Here is a 1,533-nt window from a genome sequence, read left to right as displayed (position 1 = left end):
ACTATTTCACTGGAGTTTGTTAAAAACGATTTTAATGGTATAAAAGTGGAAGTAGAGGGTTTAGGGATAGAGATTAACTTCTCTAAAGATAGAATCGACAGTCAAATTATAGAACATATAATTAAAGCAATTTAACTTCAAGAGAGGAGAATAATAGTGGTAGCAAAAATACAAGCTGATGAAATCAGCTCAATAATTAAAGAGCGTATCGACAATTTTGAACTAAGTGTTGATATTAATGAAACAGGTAAGATTGTTTCTTATGCTGATGGTGTTGCTCAAGTTTACGGATTAAGCAATGTTATGGCAGGAGAGATGGTAGAGTTTGAAGAGGGGACAAAAGGTTTGGTTATGAACCTTGAAGAGAGCAGCGTAGGTGTTGTTATCTTAGGTTCTGGTACAGAACTTCGTGAGGGTATGAGTGTGAAGCGCCTTGGAAAACTTCTTCGTGTTCCAGTTGGTGATGCTCTTCTTGGTCGTGTTGTCAATGCACTTGGTGAGCCAATAGACGGTAAAGGTCCAATCGAAGCTACTGAAACTCGTTTCGTTGAAGAGAAAGCTCCTGGTATTATGGAGAGAAAATCTGTACATGAGCCTTTGGCAACAGGTATTAAAGCGATTGATGCACTTGTTCCAATCGGTCGTGGTCAACGTGAGCTTATCATTGGTGACAGACAAACCGGTAAAACTACCGTTGCAATTGATACTATTATCAATCAAAAAGGGAATGGTGTTGTATGTATCTATGTTGCTGTTGGTCAAAAAGAATCTACAGTGGCTCAAATTGTTCGTCGCTTAGAGGAGCATGGCGCATTAGAATATACTATTATCGTATCTGCAACTGCTGCTGAAGCTGCTGCACTTCAATTCTTGGCTCCATATACCGGTGTAACAATGGGTGAGTATTTCCGTGACAATGCACGTCATGGTCTTATTGTGTATGATGATTTATCCAAACACGCAGTTGCTTACCGTGAGATGTCACTTATTCTTCGTCGTCCTCCGGGTCGTGAAGCGTATCCAGGGGATGTTTTCTATGTTCACTCAAGACTTCTTGAGCGTGCTGCAAAACTTTCAGATGAAGAGGGTGCTGGTTCTTTAACTGCTTTACCTATCATTGAAACACAAGCGGGTGATGTTGCGGCATATATCCCAACAAACGTTATCTCTATTACTGATGGTCAGATTTTCCTTGAAACAGACCTTTTTAACTCAGGTATCCGTCCAGCGATTAATGTTGGTCTTTCTGTATCTCGTGTTGGTGGTGCTGCTCAAATTAAAGCTACGAAACAAGTTGCTGGTACGTTACGTCTTGACCTTGCTCAGTATCGTGAACTTCAAGCGTTTGCTCAGTTTGCATCTGACCTTGATGAAGTTTCCCGTAACCAACTTGAGCGTGGACAAAGAATGGTTGAAGTTCTTAAACAGGGACCTTTCTCTCCACTTTCTGCTGAGAAGCAAGTTGTTATTATCTTTGCAGGTAATGAAGGTTTCTTAGATGATTTTGATCCATCAAATGTGGTTCGTTTTGAA

The 1,533-nt window shown here is 40.4% G+C and carries 1 protein-coding gene and 1 pseudogene; both read left to right on the top strand.

Features of this window, described 5'->3' with window-relative positions; translation table 11 throughout:
• Nucleotides 1-135 (top strand): annotated as a pseudogene (locus AC30RD_RS09150) (F0F1 ATP synthase subunit delta); the annotation flags it as partial.
• Nucleotides 136-156: 21 nt separating this feature from the next.
• Nucleotides 157-1,533: F0F1 ATP synthase subunit alpha (gene atpA, locus AC30RD_RS09145; RefSeq protein WP_489494223.1), on the top strand; the 1,377-nt coding region annotated here is incomplete at its 3' end.

The organism is Nitrosophilus sp. (assembly GCF_982775275.1).
Note: the sequence above shows the minus strand (reverse complement) of the source record. Positions and strands in the feature narration are given on the sequence as shown.